General features: G+C 72.3%; 19 protein-coding genes and 2 pseudogenes. 11 read left to right on the top strand and 10 right to left on the bottom strand.

What is annotated here, in order from left to right:
- A pseudogene (locus BAW75_RS30415) lies at positions 1–751 on the top strand (serine/threonine protein kinase); the annotation flags it as partial.
- Positions 752–951: 200 nt separating this feature from the next.
- Positions 952–1,761, top strand: coding sequence for a metal-dependent hydrolase (locus tag BAW75_RS30410; RefSeq protein WP_043329783.1), 810 nt, complete (start codon positions 952–954; stop codon positions 1,759–1,761).
- Position 1,762: 1 nt separating this feature from the next.
- Here the strand turns inward: BAW75_RS30410 and BAW75_RS32515 are convergent, their stop codons facing one another.
- On the bottom strand, positions 1,763–1,903 hold the full coding sequence (locus tag BAW75_RS32515) for a hypothetical protein (protein ID WP_167435642.1): 141 nt from the start codon (positions 1,901–1,903) through the stop codon (positions 1,763–1,765).
- 299 nt (positions 1,904–2,202) lie between these two features.
- Here BAW75_RS32515 and BAW75_RS30405 point away from each other — a divergent pair, with 299 nt between their 5' ends.
- From BAW75_RS30405 to BAW75_RS30370, 8 genes are read left to right on the top strand one after another with little or no spacing between them, the layout of a single operon-like run.
- Positions 2,203–3,249, top strand: a complete 1,047-nt coding sequence (locus tag BAW75_RS30405) for a LacI family DNA-binding transcriptional regulator (RefSeq protein ID WP_104115811.1) — start codon at positions 2,203–2,205, stop codon at positions 3,247–3,249.
- A gap of 40 nt (positions 3,250–3,289) precedes the next feature.
- Positions 3,290–4,885 (top strand): FAD-dependent oxidoreductase, encoded by a 1,596-nt coding sequence (locus BAW75_RS30400; protein WP_104115810.1) that lies wholly within the window; start codon positions 3,290–3,292, stop codon positions 4,883–4,885.
- A gap of 21 nt (positions 4,886–4,906) precedes the next feature.
- On the top strand, positions 4,907–6,190 hold the full coding sequence (locus BAW75_RS30395) for an ABC transporter substrate-binding protein (protein ID WP_043329780.1): 1,284 nt from the start codon (positions 4,907–4,909) through the stop codon (positions 6,188–6,190).
- Between the two features lie 11 nt (positions 6,191–6,201).
- A complete protein-coding gene (locus BAW75_RS30390) occupies positions 6,202–7,149 on the top strand; it encodes a carbohydrate ABC transporter permease (RefSeq protein ID WP_043329779.1) in 948 nt (315 codons plus the stop codon).
- Entirely contained in the window at positions 7,139–7,981 is an 843-nt protein-coding gene (locus tag BAW75_RS30385) for a carbohydrate ABC transporter permease (protein WP_013287328.1), read from the top strand. The genes BAW75_RS30390 and BAW75_RS30385 overlap by 11 nt, the downstream gene beginning before the upstream one ends.
- Positions 7,978–8,898 carry an ROK family protein gene (locus BAW75_RS30380; RefSeq protein ID WP_104115809.1) on the top strand — a complete coding sequence of 307 codons (921 nt, stop codon included), beginning with the start codon at positions 7,978–7,980 and terminating at the stop codon, positions 8,896–8,898. The genes BAW75_RS30385 and BAW75_RS30380 overlap by 4 nt, the downstream gene beginning before the upstream one ends.
- Positions 8,895–9,608 carry an N-acetylmannosamine-6-phosphate 2-epimerase gene (locus tag BAW75_RS30375; RefSeq protein ID WP_043329777.1) on the top strand — a complete coding sequence of 238 codons (714 nt, stop codon included), beginning with the start codon at positions 8,895–8,897 and terminating at the stop codon, positions 9,606–9,608. The genes BAW75_RS30380 and BAW75_RS30375 overlap by 4 nt, the downstream gene beginning before the upstream one ends.
- A complete protein-coding gene (locus BAW75_RS30370; protein WP_104115808.1) occupies positions 9,605–11,248 on the top strand; it encodes a DUF4127 family protein in 1,644 nt (547 codons plus the stop codon). Before BAW75_RS30375 ends, BAW75_RS30370 begins: the two co-directional genes overlap by 4 nt.
- Before the next feature lie 35 nt (positions 11,249–11,283).
- Here BAW75_RS30370 and BAW75_RS30365 read toward each other — a convergent pair whose 3' ends face one another.
- The 9 genes and pseudogenes from BAW75_RS30365 to BAW75_RS30325 all read right to left on the bottom strand — a co-directional run bounded on the left by BAW75_RS30365 (position 11,284) and on the right by BAW75_RS30325 (position 20,053).
- Complete coding sequence (locus tag BAW75_RS30365) at positions 11,284–12,000, bottom strand: VOC family protein (RefSeq protein ID WP_104115807.1); 717 nt, start codon at positions 11,998–12,000, stop codon at positions 11,284–11,286.
- Positions 12,001–12,081: 81 nt separating this feature from the next.
- A complete protein-coding gene (locus BAW75_RS30360; protein ID WP_104115806.1) occupies positions 12,082–12,414 on the bottom strand; it encodes a TfoX/Sxy family protein in 333 nt (110 codons plus the stop codon).
- A gap of 40 nt (positions 12,415–12,454) precedes the next feature.
- Positions 12,455–13,048: a nucleotidyltransferase family protein gene (locus BAW75_RS30355; RefSeq protein WP_030500339.1), complete on the bottom strand. Its 594-nt coding sequence runs from the start codon at positions 13,046–13,048 to the stop codon at positions 12,455–12,457.
- Between the two features lie 140 nt (positions 13,049–13,188).
- A pseudogene (locus BAW75_RS30350) lies at positions 13,189–14,856 on the bottom strand (bifunctional 3'-5' exonuclease/DNA polymerase).
- Positions 14,857–14,994: 138 nt separating this feature from the next.
- Positions 14,995–15,945 carry a carbohydrate ABC transporter permease gene (locus BAW75_RS30345; protein ID WP_043329769.1) on the bottom strand — a complete coding sequence of 317 codons (951 nt, stop codon included), beginning with the start codon at positions 15,943–15,945 and terminating at the stop codon, positions 14,995–14,997.
- 13 nt (positions 15,946–15,958) lie between these two features.
- Entirely contained in the window at positions 15,959–16,900 is a 942-nt protein-coding gene (locus BAW75_RS30340; RefSeq protein WP_043329767.1) for a carbohydrate ABC transporter permease, read from the bottom strand.
- 22 nt (positions 16,901–16,922) lie between these two features.
- Positions 16,923–18,335 carry an N-acetylglucosamine/diacetylchitobiose ABC transporter substrate-binding protein gene (ngcE, locus tag BAW75_RS30335; RefSeq protein WP_043329765.1) on the bottom strand — a complete coding sequence of 471 codons (1,413 nt, stop codon included), beginning with the start codon at positions 18,333–18,335 and terminating at the stop codon, positions 16,923–16,925.
- Between the two features lie 24 nt (positions 18,336–18,359).
- Positions 18,360–19,109, bottom strand: a complete 750-nt coding sequence (locus BAW75_RS30330) for a sugar isomerase domain-containing protein (RefSeq protein ID WP_030500334.1) — start codon at positions 19,107–19,109, stop codon at positions 18,360–18,362.
- Complete coding sequence (locus BAW75_RS30325; RefSeq protein ID WP_104115805.1) at positions 19,106–20,053, bottom strand: MurR/RpiR family transcriptional regulator; 948 nt, start codon at positions 20,051–20,053, stop codon at positions 19,106–19,108. The genes BAW75_RS30330 and BAW75_RS30325 overlap by 4 nt, the downstream gene beginning before the upstream one ends.
- 157 nt (positions 20,054–20,210) lie before the next feature.
- On the opposite strand from BAW75_RS30325, the gene BAW75_RS30320 reads away from it, so the two are divergent.
- A complete protein-coding gene (locus tag BAW75_RS30320; RefSeq protein ID WP_104115804.1) occupies positions 20,211–21,200 on the top strand; it encodes an N-acetylglucosamine kinase in 990 nt (329 codons plus the stop codon).
- Positions 21,201–21,211: the final 11 nt, after the last annotated feature.

Below are 21,211 nucleotides of genomic sequence, written 5' to 3'. Positions count from 1 at the left end.
CAGGCGAGCAGCACCGCGCCCCCCGGACCGGCCGCTCGACGCCGAGGATCAGAAGCGGTTGCGACGCTGGGGGCTCGCCGTGGGCGCGGTGCTGCTCGCCGTGGCGACCGGCGTCGGCACCGCGCTGGCGGTCACCGACGGCGCCGACGACCGTCCGGAGGCGCGCCGGTCCGGCGAGGCCGTCGCCCGGCCCTGGGATCATCAGCCCGGCGGCCCGGGCGTGCCCCCTCCCCCGTTCCCCTGCGTCCGGCCGGACGTGACGGGCACGCCGGTCCGCAAGGGCCCACCTCCCGAGGACCCGGCGGTGAACGTGCCGGCCGGCTGGGTCTGGCCCGCCGACACCGGCGGCTTCCACATCGCCCTGCCCGCCGGGTGGCTGCAGCTGCGCTCCGGCGACACGACCTGCTTCCAGGACCCGGCCACCCGGCGCATCCTCGGCGTCGAGCCGTATCCGGGTGGGGATCCGGTGGGCCGGCTGCGCTCGTCCGAGCGGGATCTGACCTCCGCCGGTCGGCTGCCGCAGTACGAGAAGATCCGGCTGGCCGCCGACGGTCCGGGCGCGGAGTGGGAGTGCCGGTGGACCGCGCCGTACGGCGAGCGGATGCGTGCGTTGCGCGTACTGCCCGGTCAGCGGGCCGGGTGGACGCTCGGGCTGACCACGTCCGACGCCGACTGGGCGGACGCGTCGAAGCAGTTCGCGGTCATCCGGGCGAGCCTCGGCACGGTCCGGCCCACCCGTACCGCGGGCTGAGCCGCACCCCGTCCCATCACCGACAGTCGGCGTGGCGCCGGCTGCCCGGCCCGCCATAATTCCGGGTGGCAGCGGTACGCCGTCGCGCGTCCGCGGCACCCCTTCCCCAGTGGACCGTCCGGCTGATGCCCCGCTGTCGCACGGGCTGACTACAGTGGCGTAGTTTCGTGGATCAAGATCTTCGGGAAGGGCGAGCCGAGATGATGGGACCGTCCCACGCGCTCTCGGGCGCGGCGGTGTGGCTGACCGGCTCCTGGGCCATGGCCCAGTTCGCGGACTACCACCAGACACCGCTGGCGCTGGCGGTGGGCACTGCGGTCTGCGCGGGCGGAGCGCTCTTCCCCGACCTCGACCTGTCCGGGAAGGTCACCCGCAACCAGGGCGGCGCCACCGTGGCCCGTACGTTCGGCGTGGTCAGCCTCTTCGTCGCCGAGGTGGTGGAGAAGATCTCACTCGGCGTCTACTACGCCACCAAGCTCAGCAAGGATCCGCGCCGCAACAACGGGCACCGCACGCTCACCCACACCATCCCGTTCACCGTGCTGGTCGGCTGGGGCACCACCGCGCTCTGCGCCCACTACGGCAAGTGGGCCGTCGTCGGAATCCTCTTCTTCATGATCGGCCTGGCGCTGCGCGGGCTGTTCGACAAGTGGGCCGAGCGCGCGGGCTGGGTGGTGGTCACGCTGGTGTCCGCCGCCGCGGCCTGGTTCACGTTCGCCAACCTGCCCGGCGACCGGGGCTATCCGATGATCGGCCTCGCGGTCGGCGTGGGCTGTTTCGTGCACATCCTCGGCGACATGATCACCCGGGCCGGGGTGCCGATCCTGTGGCCGATCCCGATCAAACGCCGGATGTGGACGATGATCGGCCTGCCCAACAAGATCGCTCTGCGTACCGGCAGCAAGGCCGAGACGGTGGTGCTGCGCACCGCGATGACGATCCTGTCCGTCCTGGCCGCGGTGGGGCTGGTCGCGCCCTCGGTGCTGCAGCGCTTCGACATCCAGGTGTAGGTCAGCCCGCCTCGGCGCGTACCGGGCGGGCGGTGGCCGCCCGGGCCCGGATCAGCCGGGCCGTCCAGCCCACGCCGCGACGGCGCCACGACCGTCCGATGACGACGGTAATGCCCGGGGTGGCGGCGAGCAGAGGCCGCACCCGGCATCACTCTGGGTAGGGAAGGAAGCGTCGTCGATCATCCGTGCGGACGATCGACGACACGCTAATGCGCATTAGCGCGGAGGTCCGCCTACTGTCGCGCGCCCGGTCGGCCCTTGTCAAGATTCCCGCCCGAACAACCGCAGGGCAGCGGCGGGCGCGGTTGCTAATCCGCATTACATCAGGGAGTTCATCGAACGGAAATCTTCCGGCCACCCCTTGACAGGACGCCGGGAGAGCAGAGAGGCTCCATCCCGACCCGATCGCTAATACGCATTAGCGGAAGTGGAAGGACCGACGTGACCCCTCCCCCCAGGCGTGTCACCCAGCGTGACATCGCACGCATGGCCGGCGTCAGCCAGGCGACCGTGTCGCTGGTGCTCAACAACCGCACCGACGCCGACGTCCGGATCGCGCCGGAGACACGGGACCGGGTCTTGCAGGTCATCGCCGAGACGGGATACGCCGCCGACCCGGCCGCCCGCCGCCTCGCCTCCGGGTTCAACCGGATCATCGGCGTCTTCACCTACGAGCCGGCCTTCCCCAGCGGCAGCCGGGACTTCTTCCACCCGTTCCTGCTCGGCATCGAGGAGTACGCCGAACGGGTCGGCTGCGACCTGCTGCTGTTCACCAGCGCCCCGGTGGTGGACGGCCGGCGGCGCATCTTCCACCAGGACAACCGGCTGCGGCTGGCCGACGGCTGCATCCTGCTCGGCCGGGAGATCGACGGCGCGGAGCTGCTCCGGCTCAACCGCGACGGGTTCCCCTACGTCGCCGTCGGACGCCGCGACGACGCCGGCGGCCCGGTGCCCTACGTCGGCGCCGACTACGCCAGCGCGGTCCACCGGCTGGCCGAGCGGGCGGTGGAGCTGGGGCACCGGCGCCTGACGTACGTGGGCATGGGCACCTCGGCCGAGTCCTCGCACGACCGGCGCAGCGGTTTCCACGCCGGCGCGACCGGCGCGGACAGCGCCCGCCAGATCAACGCGGCCGCGGAGACCGCCGACGCCACAGTGGACGACCTGCGGGCCGACGGCAGCACCGTCGCCTTCGTGGAGGACTTCGCCACCGCCGTGGCGCTGGAGGCGTCCGCCCTCCGCAAGGGGCTGACGGTGCCCGGTGACCTGTCCGTCGTGACCCTCGGCGACCCGACCGTCCCGGTGCCCACGGACATCACGTTCACCGGGTTCCGCATCCCGCGCGAGGAGATGGGCCGCCAGGCCGTCGAGGTGCTGACCGGCGTCATCGACGGCAGCGCCGGCGGCCTCCAGCAACGGCTCCTGCCCTGCGAACTCGTCGAGGGCGACACCCTCGGCGTCCCTGGATCGGCGGCCGACCGGCGCTGACACGCCCGGCCGCGCAACTGGAAGGAAGCAAGTGGTACTAATGCGTGCGGACGTCCTCGTCGTCGGGGGCGGACTGGGCGGTGTCGCCGCGGCGCTGGCCGCGGCCCGTGCCGGCCGGTCCGTCATCCTGACCGAGGAGTTCGACTGGCTCGGCGGGCAGCTCACCAGCCAGGCGGTCCCGCCGGACGAGCACTCCTGGATCGAGCAGTTCGGCGCCACCGCGAGCTACCGGGAGTTGCGCGACGGCATCCGCGACTACTACCGCCGCCACTACCCGCTGACCGAGCGGTCCCGGGCGTGGACCGACCTGAACCCGGGCGCGGGCTGGGTGAGCCGGCTCTGCCACGAGCCCCGGGTGGCGGTCGCGGTCCTGGAGCAGATGCTCGCGCCGTACCGGGGGTCCGGGCGGCTGACGGTGCTGCAGCCGTACGAGCCGGTCGCGGCCGAGACCGACGGCGACCGGGTCACCGGCGTCACGCTCGCCCACCGGGACCGCGACGAGCGGATCGAGGTGGAGGCGCCGTACGTCCTGGACGCCACCGAGACCGGTGAGCTGCTGCCACTGACCGGCACCGAGTACGTGACCGGGTTCGAGTCGCAGGCGCAGACCGGTGAGCCGAGCGCGCCGGCCGAGGCGCAGCCGCTGAACATGCAGGCGGTGTCCGTCTGCTTCGCGCTGGACCACGTCGACGGCGACCACACCATCGACCGGCCCGCCGGGTACGACTTCTGGCGCGACTACAAGCCGGACTTCTGGGGTGACCGGCTGCTGTCCTGGCGGTCGCCCCACCCGCGCACGCTGGAGATCGTCGAGCGCAGCTTCACGCCGAACCCGGACGACGACCCGCTGGGCGTCAACGCCGACCAGCGGCTCAACCCGGGCGACGGCAACCTGTGGACGTTCCGGCGCATCGCCGCGCGGCGCAACTTCGTCGACGGCGCGTACGGCAGCGACATCACGCTCGTCAACTGGCCGATGATCGACTACTTCGAGGGACCGGTCATCGACGTGCCGAACGCGTCCTGGCACCTGTCCCAGGCACGCGAGCTGTCGTACTCCGTCCTGTACTGGCTGCAGACCGAGGCGCCCCGTCCCGACGGCGGCACCGGCTACCCGGGGCTGCGGCTGCGCGGCGACGTCACCGGCAGCCCCGACGGGCTGGCGCAGGCGCCCTACATCCGGGAGTCGCGCCGCATCCGCGCCGAGTACACGGTGGTCGAGCAGGACCTCTCCCTGGCGGTACGCGGCGAGCACGGCGCGGTGAGCTACGCCGACTCGATCGGTGTCGGCATGTACCGCATCGACCTGCACCCGTCGACCGGCGGCGACAACTACATCGACGTCGGATCCTGCCCGTTCGAGATCCCGCTCGGCGCGCTCATCCCGCAGCGGATGGAGAACCTGCTGCCGGCCGGCAAGAACATCGGTACCACGCACATCACCAACGGCAGCTACCGACTGCACCCGGTCGAGTGGAACGTCGGTGAGGTCGCCGGCCTGCTGGCCGACTTCTGCCTTGCGCGGGGCGAGTCCCCGCGCGCGGTCCGCGGCACCCCCCGCCTGCTGGCCGAATTCACGGACCGTATCTCGGCCGCCGGCGTGGAATGCCGCTGGCCGCAGATCGCGGGCTACTGAACCCCCGGTGAGGAGAAGAAAGTGAGATACGGAAGACTGTCCGGCCTGGTCGCGGCGACCATGACCGGTGTGCTCGCCCTGACCGCCTGCGGCGGTGGCGGCGACGCCAAGGACGACGGTCCGGCGAGCCTGCGGATGACCGTCTGGTCGGCGAACGAGGCGCACCTCAAGCTGTTCAACGAGATCGCCGACGAGTACCGCAAGAACAACCCGGACGTCGCGGAGATCAAGTTCGATCCGCTGCCGTTCGAGAACTACACCACGACGCTCACCACGCAGATCGCCGGTGGCAACGCGCCGGACCTCGCGTGGATCTTCGAGAACTCGGCTCCGGACTTCGTCGCCTCCGGCGCGCTGAGCCCGCTCGACGACACGCTGAAGAAGGCCGACGGCTACCAGTACGACGACCTGTCCCCCGCCACGCTGAAGCTGTGGCGCAACGACGGGAAGCTCTTTGCGTACCCGTTCTCGACCTCGCCGTTCGGCGTGTTCGTCAACAACGACATGCTCAAGAAGGCCGGGCAGAAGACCCCGGCCGAGCTGATCGCGGCCGGGCAGTGGAACTGGGACACCGCGCTCGCCGCGGCCGGCGCCACCGCCGCGAAGTCCGGCAAGGCCGGGCTCGTGGTCCGCGACTTCGACTACAAGGGCTGGGACAACCTGGCCACGTTCTGGACCGGCTGGGGCGCCCAGGCGTGGAGCGAGGACGGCCGCAGCTGCGGGTTCAACAGCCCGGAGATGGTCGAGGCGATGACCACGCTGCACAAGGCGATCTTCACCGGCAAGGCGCTGCCCGGTCCGGGCACGACCGCCGACTTCTTCGCCGGTGACGCGGCCATGACCGTCACCCAGATCTCCCGCGCCTCGCTGCTGAAGGAGAACGGCTTCGACTGGGACCTGGTCCCGCTGCCGGCCGGCCCGAAGGGCCCGTACGCGGTGGTCGGCCAGGCCGGCATCGGCGTGATGAAGAAGAGCCCGCACGCCGAGCAGGCCGCCGACTTCCTGGCCTTCTTCACCAACCCCACCAACTCGGCGAAGCTGGCCCAGTTCTTCCCGCCGCCGCGGCAGTCCCAGCTGACCGCCGAGACGCTGGCCAAGACGAACCCGAAGCTCAAGCCGGAGCAGCTGCAGAAGGTCGTCATCGACGGCATCACCAACGGCACCGTCAAGCCCAGCCACTCCGGGCAGGCCGAGCTGAGCCAGCAGGTGCGCGCCGCGCTCGACCCTCTGTGGAAGGCGGACGCGGACGTCAAGGGCGTACTCGACGGCGTCTGCTCCAAGATCCAGCCGCTGCTGGCGAAGTAGGGCCGAAGATCATGACCCAGACGGACACCAGGGTGGGCCCGGCTGCTGCCGGGCCCGCCCCGGGCCGGGCCCGGCCGTTCTGGACCACCCGCCGCCGGGACCAGCTCACCGGATACCTGTTCATCACCCCGCAGTTGCTCGGCAGCGTGGTCTTCGTGATCCTGCCGCTGGTCCTCGTGGTCTGGTACAGCCTGCACGAGTGGAACGTGCTGGCCGGCAGCTTCGACTACATCGGCACCGACAACTACGCCGCGCTGGCCGACGACCCCAACCTGGGCCCGGTGCTGCGGTCGACCGGCCTGTTCTCGGTCGGCCTGGTCGTGTTCAACCTCGGCCTGGCGTTGCTGCTGGCCGTCCTGCTCAACCAGAAGCTGCGCGGGACCATCGTGTTCCGCACCCTGTTCTTCTCCCCCGTGGTGGTCTCGCTCGTCGCGTGGACCATCGTCTGGGGCTTCCTGCTGCAGGACAACGGCGGCATCAACGGCCTGCTCGACACGATCGGCGTCGACGGCCCCAACTGGCTGCGCGGCGAGGGCACGGCGATGCTGTCGGTGATCGTCGTGCAGGTGTTCAAGAACGTCGGCCTGAACATGGTGCTGTTCCTGGCCGCCCTGCAGGGCGTGCCGGCCGAGCTGTACGAGGCCGCCGAGGTCGACGGCGCGAGCCGGCTGCGCCAGTTCTGGCGGATCACCGTGCCGCTGATCAGCCCGACGATCATGCTCACGTCGATCATCACGGTGGTCGGCTCGCTGCAGGTGTTCGCGCAGATCGCGGTGCTGACCCAGGGTGGACCCGGCACCTCGACCACGGTGCTCGTCTACTACCTCTACCAGCAGGCCTTCCAGTTCCATCACTTCGGCTACGGCGCCACGCTGTCGATCCTGCTGTTCGTCATCGTGCTCGCGCTGACGGTGCTGCAGTGGCAGATGCGCAAGAGGTGGGTCTTCCATGAATCGTGACCTGTCCCGGCGGACCAAGCTGGTGCTCTACGGGGTGCTGATGGTCCTGGCCGTCCCGTTCGTGTTCCCCACCTGGTGGATGGTCACCTCGTCGCTGAAGCCGGTGGCGGACATCTTCTCCTTCCCGCCGCAGCTGCTGCCGACCGATCCGCGGCTGGACGCGTACCAGCGGGTGTTCGAGCTGCAGCCGTTCGGGCAGCAGTACCTGAACAGCCTCTACATCGCGCTGCTGGTCACCGTCGGCACGCTCGCCGTGGCGTCGCTGGCCGGGTACGCGTTCGCGCGGATCCGGTTCCGGGGACAGAACGTGCTGTTCCTGGTCGTCCTCGCGGGCCTGCTCATCCCGAGCGAGGTGACGATCGTGCCGCTGTTCCAGATGTTCTTCAAGCTCGACCTGATCGACACCCACTGGCCGCTGATCCTGGTGCCGATCTTCGGGGCGCCGAGCGTGCTGGCCACGTTCATCATGCGGCAGTTCTTCATCAGCCTCCCCGGTGAGCTGGAGGAGGCGGCGCGGGTCGACGGGCTGGGACGCTTCGCCACGTTCTGGAAGATCGCGCTGCCGCTGTCCCGGCCCGCGCTCGGCGCGGTGGCCATCTTCACGTTCCTGCACAGCTGGAACCTGTACCTGGAACCGATCGTGTTCCTCTCCTCGCCGGACAAGTTCACCCTGCCGCAGGCGCTCACCCAGTTCGTCGACGCGTACGGCGGTCCGATGTGGGACGTCCAGCTCGCGGCGGCGTCGATGACCGCGCTGCCGGTGCTGGCGGTGTTCGTCATCGCGCAGAAGCAGTTCGTCGAGGGCCTCGCGCACACCGGTCTGAAGGGATGACCGAGCCGGTCGTCGGGATCGACATCGGCGGTACCAAGACCGCCGCCGCCCTCGTCGGTCCCGGTGCGCGGGTGCTCGACCGCCGCGAGGCGCCCACCCCCGCGCGCGGCGGGCCGGCCGCGGTGCTGGACACCGCCGCCGGCCTGGCCGCGGACCTGCTCGCCGCCGCCGGCCCCGGACCGGTCGGGGTGGGCACCGCGGGCACCGTCGACCCGGCGACCGGCGCCATCCGGTACGCCACCGACAGCCTGCCCGGGTGGGCCGGCACCCCGGTGGCCGACGAGCTGGCCGCGCGGCTTGGCCGGCCGGTGCGCGTCACCAACGACGTCGCCGCGGCGGCGCTGGGCGAGTGCTGGGCCGGCGCCGGACGGGGCCGGGGGCACGTGCTGCTGGCCGCCGTCGGCACCGGGCTGGGCGGCGCGATCGTCAACGACGGGCGGGTCGAGGGCGGCGCCCGGGGCGCGGCCGGACAGCTCGGGCACCTGCCGGCACCGGGCGCCCACCGGCTGCGCTGCGGCTGCGGCCGGTACGGGCACCTGGAGGCGATCGCCTCCGGCACCGGCCTGGCCGCCGCGTACGCGCTCACCGGCGGTGACCCGGTCACCGGCCGGGAGGTGGCGCGGCGTGCGGCGGACGATGACGCGAGCGCCCGGCAGGTCGTCGAGCGGGCCGGCGCCGCGCTCGGCGCGGCCCTGGCCGGGCTGGTCGCCCTGCTCGACCCGGATGCGGTGGTGGTCGCCGGCGGCGCCGCCGCCACGCTGCTTCCCGCCGCCACGGCCGCCTACCGGGCGGAGCTACCCGGCGGCTGGGCGCACGTGCCGCTGCTTCCGGCGGCGCTGGGCGCCGACGCGGTGGTGGTCGGCGCCGCCCGGCTCGCCACCGCACCGCCCCATCACGACGGAGGAACAAGCACGTGAGTGTCCTGGACGAACTGGCCGGCGGGCTGGTCGTGTCCTGCCAGCCCCTGCCCGACGACCCGGACGACCCGATGCGCGACCCGTACGTCCAGGCCCGCGTGGCGGCCGCCGTGGTCCGCGGCGGCGCGGTGGCGGTCCGGGTCAACGGCCCCGACGACGTGCGGGCCGTACGCGCCGCCGTCGACGTGCCGGTGATCGGGTTGTACAAGCACGGCACGCAGGGCGTGTTCATCACCCCGACCGCCGGGCACGCCCTCGAAGCGGCGCGGGCCGGGTCGCACGTCGTCGCGGTGGACGCCACCGACCGTCCCCGGCCCGACGGCCGGACCTTCGCCGACACCGTCCGCGCGGTCCACGAACAGAGCGACGCGTTGGTCCTGGCCGACGTCGCCACGGTGGCCGAGGGCGTCGCCGCCGTCGAGGCCGGCGCGGACGCGGTCGCCACCACGCTGTCCGGCTACACGCCGGCCGGCCCACCGATCGACGGGCCCGACCTCGGGCTCGTGGCGCGACTCGCCGCGCTGCTGCCCGTGCCGGTGATCGCCGAAGGGCGCTACCGGACCACGGAGCAGATCAGCCGGGCCTTCGAGGCGGGCGCCCACGCGGTGGTGATGGGCAATGCCGTCACCTCACCGCTGTGGATCACCCGCCGGCTGGTTCCGGCCACCCCCCGGGCGGCGAGCGCGCCGGAGAAAAGGGAGCATCGATGAAGAGAAGAACCCTTCTTGCGGCCACCGGCGCGGCCGGCCTGGCCACCGTCGCCCTCGGCGGCCCCGCGTTCGCCCGGCCCGCCGGCCGGCGACCCAGCGTGGCGCTGGTGCCGCTGGACGACCGGCCGGTCAACACGTACTGCGCGGAGATGACCGGTGCGAGCGCCGACGCCGAGGTGCTGCTGCCGCCGCGGAACCTGCTGGGCCGTTTCTTCACCCCCGGTGACGGCGCCGGCATCGCCCGCTGGCTCGACGGCACCGACCGCGTCGACGGGTACGTGATCTCGGTGAGCATGCTGGCGTACGGGGGCCTGATCGCCTCGCGTACCGCCGCTCCGGCCCTGGCCGACGCGTTGCGCAACCTGGAGGCGATCCGGCGGCTGCGCGCACGCCGGTCCGACGCGGTGATCGAGGTGCACGACACGATCCAGCGGCTCGCCATCACCAGCACCGGCACCGACCTGGACAACTACCGTGACCTGCTGGTCCAGTGGGCCAAGCTGTACGACCAGGTGGTCAACCTGGGCCAGGAGGCGCTGCGGGGCCAGCTCGACGCCGTGCGGGCGCGCATCCCGGACGCCGTGGTCGAGGACTACCTGGCCGCGCGGGCACGCAACCACCAGGTCAACCGGCTGATGGTGGAGTGGGTCGCGGACGGGACGATCAGCCACCTGGTGCTCTCCGAGGACGACACCGCGCCGGTCGGCCTGGCCCGCGCCGAGCGGGTCGAGCTGGAGGCGCTGGTGGCGCGGCTCGGCGTCGGCGACCGGGTGGAGATCTTCCCCGGCGCCGACGAGGTCAACGCGCTGCTCGTCGCGCGCGTCGTCGCCGCCGGCGCCGCGCCCACCTACCGGGTGGAGTACGCCGGGGTGTCCGGCGAGGGCTGGACCGCCGCGCTGGAGGGCATCCCGTTCGCGGAGAACATCCGCCGGCACGTCACCTCGGTGGGTGGCCGGGTGGTGACCGGCGACGCGGACATCGTCCTCGCGGTGAACACCCCGTCGGCGGCGGCCGGGCAGCGGGCCGCCGACCTGGACGCGTTCGTCGGCCGCATCGGTGAACTGCTGGCCGCCGGCACCCAGGTGATCGTGGTGGACCCGCTGATCGTCAACAAGGGCGACCACGACCTGGTGTCCCGGATGGAGTCCCGGCTGGACCTGCCGGCGCTGCTGTCGTACTCGGGGTGGAACACCGGCGGCAACGCGCTCGGGCTGGCGCTCGCGCACGGCACCGCGCGGTGGGCGTACCTGCGTTCGTCCGGCAGCGGCTTCGGCGTGCCGGAGCTGCGCGGGCCGGCCCAGGCGCACGCCGAGTACCTGCTCTACCGGTTCGTCAAGGACGACCCGTGGAAGAACGTGGTGCAGGTCGAGGCGTACGCGCACGCCCGCGCGCAGGGCTGGGATCCGCTGGCGCTGACCGCCGAGCAGAAGCGCTACTTCGACGGCTGGGTACGCGACCGGCTGGTGCCGCTGACCGAGCGGTACTTCGCCGACCACTTCGCCGGGCACGAGCTGGTGCTCGGGGTACGCGGACGTAAGACCTTCACCGCGACGCTGGACCGGGTCACGGCGGTGCGGGTCGAGCTGCCGTGGGACCGGCTGTTCGAGGTCACGCTGGAGCCGAGCCTGCGGCTGCGCTGACCGGTGCGGGTGCGGTCCCCCGGGCCGCACCCGCCTCAGCAGGGCGTCAGCAGGCAGAACTCGGTGCCGTCCGGGTCGGCCAGCACCACGTCGCCGGCGGTGTGCCGGCCCGCACCGGCCCGGGTCGCGCCGAGCGCCAGCAGCCGGTCGATCTCCGCGTCCCGGTTGCCGGCCGCGACCAGGTCCAGGTGTACGCGGTCCCGCCCGCCGGCGTCCATCAGCGGCGGCCCGCTCCAGGTGACCTTCGCGCCCCCGCGCGGCGACTGGATCGCTGTCTCCTCGCCGTGGTCCCAGACCAGCGGCCAGCCCAGCGCCTCGGTCCAGAACAGGCCGGCCGCCCGGGTGCCGTCGCAGTTGACCGCGCCGAGCGGGCCGCATCCGGCGAGGAAGGTGTTTCCCGCCCCGATGACGCAGAACTCGTTACCCTCCGGGTCGGCGAGCACCACCTGGTCGTCGTCCGGCCCCTGGCCGATGTCGATGTGCCGCCCGCCCAGCGTCAGCGCCCGGTCGACGGTGTCCCGCTGGGCCTGCGGCGACGCGCTGGTCAGGTCGAAGTGGATCCGGTTCTGCACGGTCTTCGGCGCGTCGCTGGGCAGGAACCGGATGCGGACGTCGCTGTGGGCGTCGCCGCCGAGCGCCACGCCCTCGCGCGGGTCGTCGAGGATCTCCCGGCCGAGCACCCCGGACCAGAACCGCGCGAGCCGCCGCGGGTCGCCCGCGTCCATGCTGACCGCGTAGAGGTGAACCGCCATCCGTCGTCTCCGATCCCCCGCTGCCGACTGGCCGCAGCGTAGGACGGGCCGGGCCGGGCGCGCACCCGGATATCCGGCGGGCTACTTCGCCGGCAGCGTACGCGCGAAGCGGACCCCCCGGTCGACCCAGCGGGCCAGGTCGGCGTCGCGCTCGCAGGCGGCGGGCGACACGGTGACCCAGCCGCGCATCACCCAGTCCCGCATGACTGTCGCCTCGGCGCCGGGCTCGGCCAGCGCGCGCTCGGCCTCGGCCGGGTCGACCCGGACCATCAGGCCGCCCGCGCCGCGCACCACCACCGCCATGTTGCCGCGCAGCATCATCGCCAGGCCGCCGAACATGCGCCGCTCGGTGATCCCGGGCTCACCCCCGAGACGTTCGCGTACGCGGTTCGCCAGGTCCTCGTCGTAGGCCACGGTCCGATCCTGGCACCCGGGTCCGACAGGCGGGCGCGCCTCAGGCGCCGACGCGCTGTTCGGGGATGGACAGGCCGTACAGCGCCATCAGCTCCGGACTGTCGATCCGGCTGCCGTCGGCCACCGAGTCGCAGGCGATGTCGACGATCTGGTCCTTGTGCGCCAGCAGGTACGGCCGGGCGCCGACGTCGGCGCTGGCGAGCGTGGCGATGCCGGACCAGTGGCGGCGGCCGAACAGCATCGGGTAACCGCGCAGCCCGTCATAGGTGGCGCAGACCAGCACGTCCGGGTACGGCAGCGCGGTCACCCGGCGGACCGCCGCCGCGGTGAGCCCGGGCATGTCCACCGGCACCACGACGACGGCCTCGATGTCGTCGTCGGTGAGCGCGGCGAGCCCGGCCCGGATCGAGGAGCCCACGCCGGTGCCCCACGCGCGGTTGACCACGACCGTGGCACCGGTCAGGTCGGTGGTCTGACGCACCTGCTCGGCCGCCGCGCCCAGGACGACCACGACCTGTGCGCAGCCCGCCTCGGCCATCGTGTCGATCATCTGGCTGACCAGCGGCTTCTCGCCCTGGTGCAGCAGCGCTTCGGGTCCGCCGATGCGGCGGCCGCCTCCGGCGGCGATGATCATTGCAGCGATCCGGTTCAGCGGTGCCCCCTCGATCAGGGGACGGACCGGGCACAGCCGCCCGGTCCGTCCCGTCGTACGCACACCGGGCCCAACGAGCACGACCGGGGGCGGGTAGCGGGGCAAAACGGAAATTTGCGTGACTATGCCGCGTCTGCGTAGCAGTCGACAGTGGACGTGTCGAGCGGGAACCGGACCGGAGTGTCGCCGAACAGCAACCGGGTGGCCCGCGCGCCGGCCGCGGTCACCGCCTCCGCGACCGCCGCCGCCTGCCCGGCCGGACAGTGCACCACCACCTCGTCGTGCTGGAAGAACACCAGCTCCGCCGTCGTGCCGGCCAGCTCGGTGCGCAGCGTCGCCAGCAGCGTGGAGGCCCACTCGGCGGCGGTGGCCTGGATGACGAAGTTGCGGGTGAAGCGCCCGCGCGACCGGGCCGCCCGCGCCGACGGACTGTGCGGGTCGGCCTCGCCGTCGGGCAGCGCGTCCTCCCCCTCGACGAACCCCGCCGACCCCGGCGGGCAGGTACGCCCCAGCCAGGACCGGACCAGCCCACCCGCCTCACCGGTGCGCGCCGCCGCCTCGACGTAGCCGAACGCGGTCGGATAGTTCTTCCGCAGCACCGCCAGCGCCGGCACCGCCGCGCCGCCGGTCTGCCCGTACATCGCCCCGAGCAGCGCCACCTTGGCCCTCGCCCGGTCACCGGCGAACGCGTCCCGGGCCAGCGCGGCGTACAGGTCACCGGCCCCACCCGCCGCGGCGAGCCGCTCGTCACCGGAGACCGCCGCGAGCACGCGCGGTTCGAGCTGGCCCGCGTCGGCGACCACGAACGTCCAGCCCGGGTCCGCCACCACTGCCTGCCGGATCACCTTCGGGATCTGCAACGCCCCACCGCCCCGGGTCGCTCACCGGCCGGAGACCACGCCGCCCGGCACGTACTCCGGGTGGAACCGGCCGCCGGCGACCCAGGCGTCGCGCCAGGCCCAGCCGTGCGCCGTCCAGATCCGGTACAGCTCCTTGTACTCCAGGACCAGCGGCGCCGCCGGATGCTCCACCCCGCGCAGCACCCAGGCCCGCGTGTTCGGCAGGTCCACGCCCGCGCGGGCGAACGCCCGCAACAGCTCCGCCGGCGAGTCGGCGTGCACCTGGCGTACGCCGAACGCGTCAGCGATCCGGGCCTGCAACTCGGCCAGCCGACGCGGCGGCCCGCCCACCGGTGACGCCTCACCGAGCAGGTCGGCCAGGATCGCGTCGTGCACGTCGACGCGCCACGGCAGACCGGCCGCGCCCATCTCGGCGGCGACCAGCGCGCCCGCCGACTCGGCGGCCACCAGCAGCCGGAACCGGCCGGGATGGGTGGTCGCGGCGATCCGGGCGAGCTGGTCGGCGTACACCCGGGTCAACGCCGTGACGCCCGGACCGGGCGGGCCCGACGGCGGCTCGAAGAGCGCGGCCTGGGCCTGGCCCGGCGGCTCGGGCGGGCGGGGCGCCGGGTCCGGCGGGACCGGCGCGCCGGTCAGCCGGGCCCAGGCGGCCGGCAACGCGCGGGGCTCGCCCCAGCGGCCGGCGTGCCCGAGCAGGAGCGCCTCGGTCAGCTCGACGTCGTGGCAGCGGTCGAGGCGCACCCCGGCGCGCAGCAGCGCCGGGTAGACGCCCGCCCAGGCGGCCCAGAGCCAGCGGGGGTGCCCGGCGGCCTCGCGGGCGGCCACCGCGGCGGCCAGGTCGGTGACCTCCTCGGCCGGGCCGGCCGGGGTGCCGTCGGGGTGCAGCGGTTGCAGCACGCCGCCGCCCCGCTCGTCCGCCACCACCGCCATCAGCACGGACGCATTCTGCCCCCTCCCCCCGACACGCTCCGCGTGTAAGGAAGGGCCCCCTCTTAACGCCTGCGGTAGAGGAAGGGCCCCTTCTTAACGCTGAGCGTTAAGAAGGGGCCCTTCCTTGCGTCCGGCGGGTTACTTGCCGACGCCGGCGGTGAGGCCGGACTGCACCTGGCGCTGGAAGACGATGTACACGATCAGCACCGGCAGCATCGCCATGGTGACACCGGCGAAGAGTCCGCTCCAGTCCGACTTGTAGCCCTGGTTGACCGACAGCTCGATCAGCCCCTGGGCGATCACCTGGTTCTTCGGCTCGCCGGAGACCGACTGCATGAGCAGCGTCGGCAGGTACCACTGGTTCCACTGGCCGAGCACGTTGAAGATGCCGATGCTGATCAGGCCCGGCTTGGCCATCGGCAGCATCACGCTGAAGAACGTACGGGTGTGCGACGCCCCGTCTACCTGGGCCGCCTCAGCGATCGAGTCGGGCAGCGTCCGGAAGAACGAGTGCATGAAGAAGATCGTGAACGACAGCGACCAGGCCACGTAGACCAGGATCAGCATGAGGTGCTTGTTCGGGCCGAGCAGCGGGAGGCTCACCCCGGTGTTGTAGACGCCCTTGAACAGCGGTACCGCGGCCAGGTAGATCGGCAGCGTCAGCCCGGACAGGAACATCCAGTAGATCAGCCGGTTGCCGCGGAACTCGTAGCGCGCCAGGGCGTACGCGGCCATCGAGCCGAGCAGCATCGTCAGCGTCACGCTGAACACGAGCACGAGCAGCGTGTTCAGGAAGAAGCTGTCGATCCCGGCGGTCCAGGCCCGGGCGAAGTTGTCCCACTGCAGCGCGTCGGGGATCAGCGACAGCGGTTCGCGGATCACCTCGGAGTCGGTCTTGAGCGCCGACATCACCACCCACAGCAGCGGGTAGACCACCATGATCGCCCAGACCGCGAGGAACAGGTGCGAGAAGCCGTTGAAGATCCGGCCGCCGAAGCCGTTGCCGACGTCCCGCCGGGCCGCGGGCGGGCGGGCCGGCGGCGCCGTGTCGGACCGGGCCGGACCGGAGGGGTGCGTCACCGTACTCATCGTCCAGACCTCCTCAGAACTCGATCCGCTCACGGCGGGTGATCCTCAGCTGGAGCGCGGCCAGCAGGATGGTGAAGATGGCCAGCGCGACGGCGATCGCGCAGGCGTAACCGAACTGGCCCTTCTGGAAGGCGTTGAACTGGATCACCGAGGCGAAGATCTCGCTGGCGTGGTTCGGTCCGCCCTGGCTCGGCGTCATGACGAAGACCAGCGCGTACATGTCCAGCGCGATGAAACCCAGATAGACCCAGGCGACCGAGATGCTGTCCCGCAGCAGCGGCAGCGTCACCTTGAAGAACGTGTGGAACCGGCCGGCGCCGTCGAGGATGGCGGCCTCGTAGATGTCCTTCGGGATCGACTGCATCGCGGCGGAGAACAGCACCATGTAGAAGCCGGCGCCGCTCCACACCGCGATGAACAGCAGCCACCAGAGCACCGCCGGCACGCCGAGGAACGGCTCCGGGTCGGCGGTGAAGGCGATCGGGTTGTCCGCGTCGACCAGCCCGATCTTGATGAGCAGGCCGTTGATCAGACCCTGCCCGTCGGTGCGGTAGATCTGCTGCCACATGACGGCGATGACCACCAGCGACAGCACCTGCGGGAAGAAGAAGATGACCTTGTAGATCCCGGAGCCGAAGACTCCGCGGATGCCGGCCCTGTCCTCGCGTCCGCCCACGTTGAGCAGGAACGCGAGGAACAGGGCCAGCGCGATCGTGAACAGCGGCACGGTGACCAGGAAGAACACGTTGTGCCAGAACGCCTTCCGGATCAGCTCGTCGGAGAACAGCCGGACGTAGTTGTCCAGCCCGACGAAGCGCTGGGAATCGGAGTACCCGCCCCAGTCGGTCAGCGAGTATCCCGCCGCCTGGGCGAACGGCCACACCACGTAGAACAGGTACAGCGCGACGGGCAGGGCCAGGAAGCCCGTGACGAAACGCGCGACTCCGTGCCGCATTGGACTCACTTCCTCGCGGTGATCAGGCGGTGCGGGTCTGCTTCTTGATCGACGAGTCCTTGGCGACCTTGTCGGCGGCCGCCTGCATCTTGTCGACGAACTGCTGCGCGGTCAGGCGGCCGGCCATCAGCTCCTCGGAGAGGTTCTGGCTCTCCTTGTCCAGGTCGGCGTAGAAGTCCGGGAACTTCACCGAGATCAGGTCCGAGCTGCCGTTCTTCATCAGCGAGTTCGCCGACGCCAGCGCGGTGTCCTGGACGTTGTCGCCGGAGCCCTTGGTGGAGGCCAGCGACTTGGTCAGCTCGGCGAACTTCGCCGAGCCGGCCTTGGAGAGGATGGCCCGCAGGAACTCCTTCGCGGCCTCCTTGTTCGGCGCCTTGCTCGGCACCACGAACCCCTCGCCGGAGGAGGCGAAGACGTCCTTGGCGGCCTTGTCCCCGCTCTTGCTCCAGTAGTCGGAGATGGTCATCTCGAAGCCCGGCGGGATGGTCGCGGCCATCTCGTTCTTCAGCCAGGTGCCGACCTGGATGAAGGCCGCCTTGCCGTCCAGGAACGCCTGCTGCGACTGGGTGTGGTCGAGCTTGCCCGGCAGCAGCAGCTTGTCCTTGACCAGCTTCTCCCACGGCTCCAGCGCCGCGACGATGCCGTCGGCCTTCCAGGCGCCGTCCTTCAGGTTGTCGATGTCGACGACTGCCTGCTTGCCGACCGCCTTCCAGATGCTGGCGAACAGCGCCCAGCGCGGGTAGTAGCCGTGCACCGCGTCGTGCACGTACGGCGCCATGCCCTTGGCCTTGATCTTCGGCGCGAGCGCGAAGAACTCGTCCCAGGTGGTCGGCGCCGTCCAGCCCTCCTTCTTGAACAGGGCCGCGTTGTACCAGTTGCCCCAGACCGTGTACGCCACGTTGACGACGTAGAACTTGCCGTTCTGCGTACCGTCGGCGACCGTGCCGGGCAGCAGGCTGTCGGCGACGGTCCCCTCGCTGTCCCAGGCCGGCGCGGTGAGCAGGTCGTCCAGCGGCTCGATCGCGCCCTCGTTGATCAGCGTGCTGCGGTCCATCATGTCGGCGCCCGAGTTCATCACCAGGTCGCTCGGCTGCGTCGCCATCTTGGGCTGCTCTTCGGTCTTGATCTTCTGGGTGGAAGACATGTTGACCGTGATGTTCGGGTGCTTGGCGTTGAAGATGACCTTGTCTTCCTTGGCCCACTGGTCGCCCAGGCCGCCGTTGAAGACCACCACCTTGACCGCGCTGCCGTCCTTGACGCCGAACGGGTTGTCCTTGCTCTTGGCCGCGCCGCCGCCGTCGGACTTGCTCGGCTCGCTGCCGGCGCAGGCGCTGAGCAGACCGGCCGCCGGTACGGCCAGCAGACCGGCCGCCGCGGCACGCTGCAGCAGGGTCCGACGGCTGACGTCGCCGAACTTCTCGGGAGTAACCGACATCTTGTCTCTCCTTGTGGTGTCGGGTCAGGCGGTCCGCCGGAGGCGCCCGGCGTACCGCGACTCGAGGGCGAGGTTGTGCTCGTCCCCACCGGGGACGTTGGCGGAGAGGTAGACAGGGGGTACCTCTCCGGCCTGGTGGAACCGTCGTACGACCTCGGCGGTCAGCAGCTGCGCCAGCAGCGCCGCAGTGACCGAGGAGACCGCACAGACCGCGCCGCCGCCCTCGAGCGGCAGCAGTGCGTCGCCGTACGGCGCGCCGTTGTCCAGCACGACGTCGGCGAGGTCGGCGAGCCGGTGCCCGGACGGGTGCCGAGGAGCTACCCGGGCGGTGTGCTCGACCGAGGTGACAGCGATCAGCTGGTGGCCGCCGCGCTTGACGAGCGTCGCCAGCTCGACCACCGAGCCGTTGATGCCGGACTGCGAGGCGACCACGAACACGTCCTCCGGCTGCGGCGCCGCCAGCGCATAGAGCTGGTGCGCCACGGCCGGGTCGCGTTCCAGTTTCGGATCGGCGAGCACGTCGCGGGGCGCGTCGCCGTGCAGCACGAGGTCGTGCAGGGAGAGCCGGTTGGCGGGGACCAGGCCGCCGGCCCGGGCGACCAGCTCGGCGGCGAACGCCTCGGAGTGACCGGCGCCGAACGCCTGGAGGACGCCGCCGGCGCGCAGGCCGGAGGCGATCAGGTCGGCTGCCCGGTCGACGGCGACCGCCTGGGTGTCGACCAGCCGGTCGAGCACCGGGCGGACCGCGTCGGCGTACCGCTGGGCACTGATCATGAGAGGGACCCCTTCGCGGCCTTGTGCCCGTCGACGGCCTGGGCGGTACGCCGGAAGGCCGCGTGGGCGCGGTCGTGGGTACGCTGCGCCACCGCGATGTAGAGCAGGTCGAGCACGACGAGCTGAGGATGCCGGGCGGAGAGTGCGTCCGGCCGGAACGTGGTCGCCTGACTGGCGGTGACCAGCACGATGTCGGCCAGCTCGGCCAGCGGCGAGCGGGGGAAGCCGGTCAGCGCGACTGTGGTCGCGCCGCGGCTGCCGGCCTCGGCGAGCAGCTCGATCGTCTCCCGGGTCTGCCCGGTGTGCGAGATGCCGAGCGCGACGTCCCCGGCGCCCAGCAGCGCGGCGCTGGCCAGCCCCTCGTGCACGTCGTTCCAGGCCCACGCCGCGACCCCGATGCGGTGCAGGCTGAACTGCATCTCCTCGCCGACCAGCGCGCTGCCGCTGGCCCCGAAGATGTTCACCCGGCTGGCCCCGGCGATGGCGACCGCTGCGCGTTCCACCTCGGCCAGGTCGAGCAGCGCGGCGGTGTCGTGCATGGCCCGCGTGTCGGCGGCCATGATCTGGTCGAGCACCCGGGAGAGCGGGTCGCCGGGCTGGATCTCGCGTCCGATGTCGACGGTCCAGCCGGCGGAGCGGGCCCGTCCGGTCTCGGCGGCGATGCCGAGCCGCAGGTCGGCGTACCCCTCGAAGCCCATCGCCCGGCAGAACCGGGTGATGGTCGCCGGTGACGTGCCGCTGCGCTCGGCCAGTTCGACGATGGTGGCCCGGGCCGCCGCCTCCGGGTCGCTGAGCACGTGCTCGGCGACCCGGTGCAGCGCGCCGGTCAACTCCCCCGCGCCGGCCCGGACCCGGGCCAGCACACCGTCGGCGCCCAGCCGGTCGGCCGGACCGGCATCGACCACCGCGGTCGCCGCGGAAGTCTCCACCTCGTGCTCGACCATCGGCGGGCGCCTTTCGGAAAAGAGTGTTAGCTGTTAGTGGTAAAAGTTCTTACTGAAGGCCCCTCCGTGTCAAGGCCGTGGGCGAAGTTTTCAAACTGTTACCTGGCGCACGACCGCGATCTTGCGTCCGGCGACGCGGCCGACCAGCATGGGGACCATGTCGGACACCGTCGTGGTCGGCCTCGACGTCGGGGGTACGTCGACCCGCGCGGCAGCGCTCAGCCTCGACGGCGCCCGCCTGGGCGAAGGCCGGGCCGGCGGCGGCAACCCGACCAGTCACGGCGCCGACCGGGCCGCCGCCGAGCTGCTCGCCGCCCTGCGCGCGGCGCTCGCCGGCATCGACCCGACCCGGGTACGCGCCGGCGTCATCGGCCTCGCCGGGGCCGGCCGCCTCCTGGCCGACCCGAACGGCCGCGACGCGTTCGACAGGGCCTGGGCCGAGGCGGGGCTGCGCTGCCCGTACGCGGTGCACGGCGACGCGCTGGTCGCCTACGCCTCCGGCACCGCCGCCCCGGACGGCACGGTGCTCATCGCCGGCACCGGCGCGATCGCCGCCCAGGTACGCGACCTGCGGCTGGACCGTGTCGCCGACGGCCACGGCTGGCTGCTCGGCGACGCCGGCTCGGGGTTCTGGCTCGGCCGCGAGGCGGTCCGCCGGCTGCTGACCGGCCTGGACCGCGCACAAGCCCCCGGCGACCTGGGCCGACGGGTGCTTGCGGAGCTGACCGGCGCGACCGCTGTGGACGCCCGTGCACGAGCGACGGTCGACGCCGTGGTGCAGGCGGTGACCCGCCGACCGCCGGTGGAGCTGGCCCGGCTCGCGCCGCTCGTGGTGTCGTCGGCCCGCGACGGGGAGCCCACGGCGGTCGCGCTGATCGCCGAGGCCGCCGCGGCGCTGGCGCAGAGCGTGTCCCGGATCCGCCCGCCGGGAGCGGCCGACCCCGTGGTGCTCGGCGGCGGGCTGCTCACCGGCGACACGCCGCTGGCCGGCGCGGTACGCGCGGAGCTGGCCGAACGCTGGCCGGACGCGCCGCTGCTCAGCGCCGGGGACGGGGCCGCCGCCGCGGCCTGGCTCGCCGCCCGGGACCTGCCCGAGGTGACCGACCCGGCGGCGCTGCACGCCCGCCTCGTGCCCCCACCCGCCTGACCGCCCTGACC

It is taken from the genome of Micromonospora chalcea, assembly GCF_002926165.1.
GTDB classification, from domain to species: domain Bacteria; phylum Actinomycetota; class Actinomycetes; order Mycobacteriales; family Micromonosporaceae; genus Micromonospora; species Micromonospora chalcea.
The sequence above is the reverse complement of the archived record's forward strand: the minus strand, read 5'-3'. Positions and strand labels throughout refer to the sequence as shown.

Bases quoted from the DNA above. Each gene is read 5' to 3' on its own strand.
- BAW75_RS30345 (WP_043329769.1), bottom strand. From the start codon at position 15,945: ATGAGTACGGTGACGCACCCCTCCGGTCCGGCCCGGTCCGACACGGCG.
- BAW75_RS30330 (WP_030500334.1), bottom strand. From the start codon at position 19,109: ATGATCAGTGCCCAGCGGTACGCCGACGCGGTCCGCCCGGTGCTCGAC.
- BAW75_RS30355 (WP_030500339.1), bottom strand. From the start codon at position 13,048: ATGATCATCGCCGCCGGAGGCGGCCGCCGCATCGGCGGACCCGAAGCG.
- BAW75_RS30365 (WP_104115807.1), bottom strand. From the start codon at position 12,000: ATGGCGGTTCACCTCTACGCGGTCAGCATGGACGCGGGCGACCCGCGG.
- ngcE (WP_043329765.1), bottom strand. From the start codon at position 18,335: ATGTCGGTTACTCCCGAGAAGTTCGGCGACGTCAGCCGTCGGACCCTG.
- BAW75_RS30385 (WP_013287328.1), top strand. From the start codon at position 7,139: ATGAATCGTGACCTGTCCCGGCGGACCAAGCTGGTGCTCTACGGGGTG.
- BAW75_RS30340 (WP_043329767.1), bottom strand. From the start codon at position 16,900: ATGCGGCACGGAGTCGCGCGTTTCGTCACGGGCTTCCTGGCCCTGCCC.
- BAW75_RS30410 (WP_043329783.1), top strand. From the start codon at position 952: ATGATGGGACCGTCCCACGCGCTCTCGGGCGCGGCGGTGTGGCTGACC.
- BAW75_RS30370 (WP_104115808.1), top strand. From the start codon at position 9,605: ATGAAGAGAAGAACCCTTCTTGCGGCCACCGGCGCGGCCGGCCTGGCC.
- BAW75_RS30320 (WP_104115804.1), top strand. From the start codon at position 20,211: ATGTCGGACACCGTCGTGGTCGGCCTCGACGTCGGGGGTACGTCGACC.
- BAW75_RS30325 (WP_104115805.1), bottom strand. From the start codon at position 20,053: ATGGTCGAGCACGAGGTGGAGACTTCCGCGGCGACCGCGGTGGTCGAT.
- BAW75_RS30390 (WP_043329779.1), top strand. From the start codon at position 6,202: ATGACCCAGACGGACACCAGGGTGGGCCCGGCTGCTGCCGGGCCCGCC.
- BAW75_RS30380 (WP_104115809.1), top strand. From the start codon at position 7,978: ATGACCGAGCCGGTCGTCGGGATCGACATCGGCGGTACCAAGACCGCC.
- BAW75_RS30400 (WP_104115810.1), top strand. From the start codon at position 3,290: ATGCGTGCGGACGTCCTCGTCGTCGGGGGCGGACTGGGCGGTGTCGCC.